6 protein-coding genes are annotated in these 6,151 nt (G+C 67.3%); all 6 read left to right on the top strand.

Going from position 1 to position 6,151, the window contains the following annotated elements; all coding sequences use genetic code 11:
* Positions 1 to 36: 36 nt before the first annotated feature.
* Entirely contained in the window at positions 37 to 993 is a 957-nt protein-coding gene (locus ABZW74_RS05805; RefSeq protein WP_240857508.1) for an electron transfer flavoprotein subunit alpha/FixB family protein, read from the top strand.
* Positions 994 to 1,180: 187 nt separating this feature from the next.
* Positions 1,181 to 2,026: a GNAT family N-acyltransferase gene (locus ABZW74_RS05810; RefSeq protein WP_240857509.1), complete on the top strand. Its 846-nt coding sequence runs from the start codon at positions 1,181 to 1,183 to the stop codon at positions 2,024 to 2,026.
* Entirely contained in the window at positions 2,023 to 2,892 is an 870-nt protein-coding gene (locus ABZW74_RS05815; RefSeq protein WP_240857510.1) for a lysophospholipid acyltransferase family protein, read from the top strand. The genes ABZW74_RS05810 and ABZW74_RS05815 overlap by 4 nt, the downstream gene beginning before the upstream one ends.
* Positions 2,893 to 3,022: 130 nt before the next feature.
* A complete protein-coding gene (locus tag ABZW74_RS05820; protein WP_240857607.1) occupies positions 3,023 to 3,490 on the top strand; it encodes a DUF4334 domain-containing protein in 468 nt (155 codons plus the stop codon).
* Between the two features lie 620 nt (positions 3,491 to 4,110).
* The gene (locus tag ABZW74_RS05825) at positions 4,111 to 5,361 is read left to right on the top strand and encodes a cysteine desulfurase family protein (protein ID WP_355274802.1); all 1,251 of its coding nucleotides are present in this window, start codon (positions 4,111 to 4,113) and stop codon (positions 5,359 to 5,361) included.
* A partial coding sequence (mnmA, locus tag ABZW74_RS05830) for a tRNA 2-thiouridine(34) synthase MnmA (protein WP_355274805.1) occupies positions 5,361 to 6,151 on the top strand: 791 nt, incomplete at its 3' end. The genes ABZW74_RS05825 and mnmA, both read left to right, overlap by 1 nt.

Genomic DNA, 6,151 nt, shown 5'->3' on the forward strand with positions numbered 1-6,151 from the left:
ACGGCAACCCACAGACATTTCAGGAGAGACAGAACAATGGCAGAAGTACTCGTGCTCGTGGAGCAGGACGCCGAAGGCGCCCTGAAGAAGGTCACCAGTGAGCTCATCACCGCCGCGCGTGCCCTCGGCACCCCGTCGGCGGTCGTCGTCGGCGGCCCGGGCAAGGCCGACGGCATCATCGACGGCCTGAAGGAGGCCGGCGCGGAGAAGATCTACGTCGCCGAGTCCGACGACGCGGCGTCGTACCTGATCAGCCCCAAGGTCGACGTGCTGTCGTCGATCGCCGAGGACGTGTCGCCCGCCGGCATCGTGGTCGCCGCGACCGCCGACGGCAAGGAGATCGCCGGACGCCTGGGCGTGCGCCTGGGTTCGGGCGTGCTCGCCGACGTCATCGAGATCAAGGAAGGCGGCGTCGGAATCCACTCGATCTTCGGTGGCGCCTTCACCGTCGACGCTCAGGCCAAGGGTGACACCCCCGTCTTCTCGGTGCGTCCGGGTGGCGTCGAGGCCGCTCCGCAGGCCGGTGCCGGCGAGCGGGTCGACGTCGAGGTTCCGGCCGCCGCCGAGAACGCCGTGAAGATCACCAAGGTCGAGCCGAACGTCGGCGGCGACCGTCCGGAGCTCACCGAGGCCTCGATCGTGGTCTCCGGTGGACGCGGTGTCGGTTCGGCCGACAAGTTCTCGGTCGTCGAGGAGCTCGCCGACTCGCTCGGTGCCGCAGTCGGCGCCTCGCGTGCCGCTGTGGACTCCGGCTACTACCCGGGTCAGTTCCAGGTCGGCCAGACCGGCAAGACCGTGTCGCCGCAGCTCTACGTCGCGCTCGGCATCTCCGGCGCGATCCAGCACCGCGCCGGTATGCAGACCTCGAAGACCATCGTCGCGGTCAACAAGGACGAAGAGGCACCGATCTTCGAGATCTCCGATTTCGGTGTGGTCGGCGACCTGTTCAACGTCGCGCCGCAGCTGACCGAAGAGGTCAAGAAGCGCAAGTGATGCGCTGAGATCTCGGCTGACGCAGCCGCCGACGACCCCCGACCTGCCCGGTCGGGGGTCGTCGCGTTTTGTATTCGCCTGCGCGTCGGCATGTGTTCAGGTCGGTTCGGGTGAGTTCACGCGATCTGTCCCGACATGACACGGTGCGGTAGCCGCGTCGACGCCCACTGTCGATTTCATTCGGGACATGAACACCATGCAGTTTCTGTCCCGGGTCGGCACCGCTCGTGCTGGGGTGCCGATCACCGTGATCACTGCCGGGCCGATCCGGATCGTGGTGTCCGACGACCCGACCGACATCGTTGCCGCTCAGCGTTTGCGCTACCGCGTTTTCGCCGACGAACCGGGCTTCTCCGACACCATCGGCGACCCGCTCACCGAACGCGACGCCGATCGGTTCGACGCTTTCTGTGAACACCTCATCGTCCATCACGAGTCCGATGGCGTCATCGGCTGTGCCCGACTCCTACCGCCGACCCGCGCCATCGCGGCGGGGGGTTGGTACGGGGCGGGTGAATTCGACCTCTCCGAACTCGCCGCCATCGCGTCGTCGACGGTCGAGATGGGTCGGGCCTGTGTGGCCGATGCCCATCGTTGCGGCACGGTGACCGCGCTCATGTGGGCGGCGCTGCTGCGCTATATGGACGTCGGCGGATACCAGCACCTCATCGGATGTGTGTCGGTGCCGCTCACGGGTCCCGGCGAGGCGCCGGTCGATCGCGGCCGGGCGTTGCGCACGATCCACGACACCCTGCTCGAGAAGCACCGAGAGGTGCGCTGGCGAGTCCGCCCGCACGAAGCGGCTCGCGTCGACGGTCGGCTGCTCACCGATCTCGAGCCCGCGGAGGAGGCGCAGATTCCGGCGCTGATGCGCGGGTACTTACGGCTCGGCGCCCGGGTGTGCGGTGAACCCGCGGTCGACGAGGACTTCGACACCGCCGATTTCCTCACGGTCCTCGACCGCCAGGGCGCCAACGCCCGGTACCTGGATCGCCTGTCAGCCAGCCTGGTTCGGCTCGGGAGCCTGTCGTGAGCGCCGCGGTGGGCCATGAATTGCACGCGGCCCCCGCGCTGACGACCGGGCACCACCACGGCTGGTATCCGATCAGCCCGTGCGCGTCCGGCTGCGTCGACGACGCGAAAGTGGTTGCCGGGCGAGTCCTGGTGGCGCTGAGGCTGATTCGGTTGTTCCTGGTCATGGCGACCATCGCGATGTGTGCGTTCGTCATCGTGCCGATGCCGAGGCTGGCGCGTCGAGGGTTCATTCGCCGATCCGCCCGCATGGTGATAGCCGCGCTCGGCATGACGGTGGAATTCGATGACCGGCGCCCCTTCGCCGGAAGTGCCCGCGGCCTGTTGGTGGCCAACCACATCTCCTTCCTCGATGTCTTCGCCGTGGCGACCGTGACACCCTCGCATTTCGTCGCGAAATCAGAGGTCGCGGCGATTCCGGTGATCTCGACGATCGCGCGTCGTGTCGGTGTGATCCCGATCGAGCGGGCGTCGCTGCGGCTCCTGCCGAACACGCTCGACGTCGCCGTCGAACGCCTGCACCAGGATTCGACGGTCGCCGTGTTCCCCGAGGGCACCACTCGATGCGGGCAGGCGATGGGTGCGTTTCGGCCGGCGTTCTTCCAGGCCGCGATCGACGCGCGCGTGCCGGTGATTCCGGTGCGACTGACCTTCACCGTCGGCGGCGCCACGGCGACGGCAGCCAGTTTCATCGGCGACGACAGTCTGGTCGACACCCTGCGACGCGTTCTCCGCATGCGCGGGCTGACGGTGACTGTCCGCATGCACGAACCGCAGCTGCCTGGCACGGACCGTCGTGAACTTGCCCGCCGGTGCGAGCGGATCATTGCCGGACATGGTGAGCCGGCGGTCGCGCTTGCCGCTTGATGGTCGCAGTGAGGGGACCCCGGTTGAAGTGACATCGAGTGTTTCCTCATATATTTTGCTAGAAGCGGCTCGTTAGTGGGGTCGAGCCGCCAAACTCTCGAGGAGGCCATCGGTGACGTCCGCGACCAAACTGACCCGCGACGAGGCGATCGCAAAGTTCGCCGAACTGCGTGCTGTCGAAGGAGTGGTCGACGACGCCGACCTCGACTCCGTGTGGGCTGGACTGGCCACACTCCGGCCCGAGGAGATGCTCGGCGCCTGGAAGGGTGGCGAGTTCGTCACCGGTCACGCCATCAACGGCATGCTCGACAAGGCGGGCTGGTACGGCAAGACCTTCATCTCGCGCAGCGAGGTGCAGCCTCTCGTCTGTCGTGATGCCGACGGCAAGCTGTACTCCAACAAGAAGCTGGGCAAGGGCGAGGCGAGTCTGTGGGCGGTCGAGTTCCGCGGTGAGGTCACCGCGTCGATGGTCTACGACGGCCAGCCGGTGATCGACCACTTCAAGCGGGTCGACGACACCACCGTCATGGGCATCATGAACGGCAAGGGCGGCGTCGTCGACGGTCGTCACTTCTACTTCTATCTCGAGCGCGCCTGAGAGGCTTCCACTCCCTGATCAGCGGAAATGTGAATACGCCTCGCCTGCAAAATCTAGGGGAAGAGTTTCTTCCCCGGGGTTCACAGTCGTCCCCTAGAAATTCCTAGGGGAGGACTCCAAGAGTGGGGGACGAGATTTCTTCCCCTAGTTTCTTGGGCGGCAAAGGGCGCTTTCTGTGCTCGACGACGATGTTCGGAGTCCGAGGACCGTGCTCGACAGCGTCCTCTGTGATGGTTGACCGCGACGGAGGCTTCGCCGACCTCCGAGGCGCGTCGTCGGCGTGTCGCGATTTCAGAAACCGCGTGTCTGGTCAGAAACCCGAGGCGCACCAGCGGTTTCTGGCCACACCTGCGGTTTCTGGCGACAAGTGCGGTTTCTGCGATGAGGCCGCGCGCTTCCCGCGTCCACGATCGTCGGCAACGCCGGCGGAGGGACGCTGCGTGAGGCTGACCTACGCTCGCGTCTTGCCAGCGTGAAGCGACGTCACGCTCGCGACTCAGTCGGCAGGTGGGGCTCTTTCCGCCCTCAGGATCTCCCGGTGATGAGGTCAGCTGCCCTACTGCGATCGTTGATCTCGCTGGAATTTGTCGGTGCGCCGAGCGCGTCTATCCTGGTTGACGATGTCCATGTCCTCCCGTGTGCCCTCTCGCGCACCCGTCTACCTCGATCACGCCGCGTCCACGACCATGCTGCCCGCTGCGATCGAGGCGATGACGGCTGTCTTCGCGCAGCCGGGCAACGCGTCGTCGTTGCACGGATCCGGGCGCCGGGCGCGCAGGCAACTCGAAGAGGCGCGCGAGTCGATAGCGGCGTCGGTGGGTGCCCGGCCGTCCGAGGTGATCTTCACCGGCGGTGGAACCGAGGCCGACAATCTCGCCGTCAAGGGAATCTACTGGGCGCGTCGCGCGGCCGATGATCGTCGTCGACGGATTGTGGTGTCGGCTGTCGAGCATCACGCGGTCCTCGACCCCGCCCAGTGGCTCGCCGACGAGTCGGGCGCCGAACTGGTGATCCTGCCGGTCGATGCCGACGGGATCGTGTCCGCGGCTGACCTACGGGCCGAACTGGAGGCACACGCCGACGAGACCGCACTGGTGTCGGTCATGTGGGCCAACAACGAGGTCGGCAGCATTGCGCCGATCGCCACGCTCGCCGCGCTCGGCGCCGAGTTCGGGGTACCGGTGCACTCGGATGCGATTCAGGCGGTCGGGCACGTGCCGGTCGACTTCGCCGCCAGCGGTCTGGCCGCACTGAGCATCGCCGCGCACAAGTTCGGCGGCCCACAGGGTGCCGGCGTCCTGCTGCTCGGCCGTGACGTCGACTGCGTGCCTCTGCTGCACGGCGGTGGACACGAACGTGACGTCCGGTCCGGTACACAAGATGTCGCGAGTGCCGTGGGCATGGCCGCAGCATTGCGCTGGTGTGTCGAGCACCTGGACGAGAACGCCGCACACATGAAGCGGCTGCAGGGCCGGCTTTCCGAGGTGCTGTTGTCGCTGGATGGCACCACGCTCAACGGCGCCGAACTGAACGGTGCAGGGGGCGACCTCCGGCTGCCCGGCAACGTGCACGTGTCGTTCGCGGGCTGTGAGGGTGACTCGCTGCTGATGCTCCTCGACGCGAAGGGCGTCGAGTGCTCCACGGGTTCGGCCTGCACCGCAGGTGTCGCCCAGGCGAGCCATGTGCTTCTGGCGATGGGACTCGGCATGGCCGACGCTCGGTCGTCGCTGCGATTCTCGTTGTCGCCGTTCACCACCGACGCCGAGATCGACAGGGTTGCCGACGTGATCGGCGAGGTCGTCGATCGTGCACGTGCGGCCGGATTGGTCTCGGTACCCAGCGGTGCGATGGCGCGCGAGGGGGTGCGCTGATGCGGGTTCTTGCGGCGATGAGCGGTGGCGTCGACTCGGCGGTCGCGGCCGCCCGCGCGGTCGATGCCGGCCATGAGGTCGTCGGGGTGCACCTCGCGCTGTCGACGGCACCTGGAGCGTTGCGGACCGGGTCGCGCGGGTGCTGCTCGCGCGAGGACGCCTCGGACGCCCGTCGCGCAGCCGACGTTCTCGGCATACCGTTCTACGTCTGGGATTTCGCCGACCGGTTCAAGGACGACGTGATCGACGAGTTCGTGGCGGCGTATGCGGCCGGGCAGACTCCCAATCCGTGTCTGACCTGCAACGAGAAGGTCAAGTTCGCGGCCCTCGCCGACAAGGCCGTGGCACTCGGCTTCGACGCGCTGGCCACCGGACACTACGCCCGTCTACACGACGGAGAACTGCGCCGCGCGGTGGACGCCGACAAGGATCAGTCCTACGTGCTCGCGGTGCTGAATCACGACCAGCTCTCACGAGCGTTGTTCCCGGTCGGCGATACGCCCAAGGGTGAGATCCGGGCCGAGGCGGCCCGACGCGGACTCTCGGTCGCCAACAAGCCCGACTCCCACGACATCTGCTTCATCCCGAGCGGCGACACGCGTGCGTTCCTGGGTGCGCGGATCGGCCTGCGCCCGGGTGCGGTGGTCGATGCGGGCACCGGCGACCGGCTCGCCGATCACGACGGTGTCCACGGATTCACCATCGGGCAGCGCAAGGGCCTCGGTATCGATGCGCCCGCGGCCGACGGCCGGCCCCGCTACGTGACCGACATCGACCCCGAATCGGGCAC

The organism is Gordonia sp. NPDC003585, from assembly GCF_040610755.1.
GTDB lineage: Bacteria > Actinomycetota > Actinomycetes > Mycobacteriales > Mycobacteriaceae > Gordonia.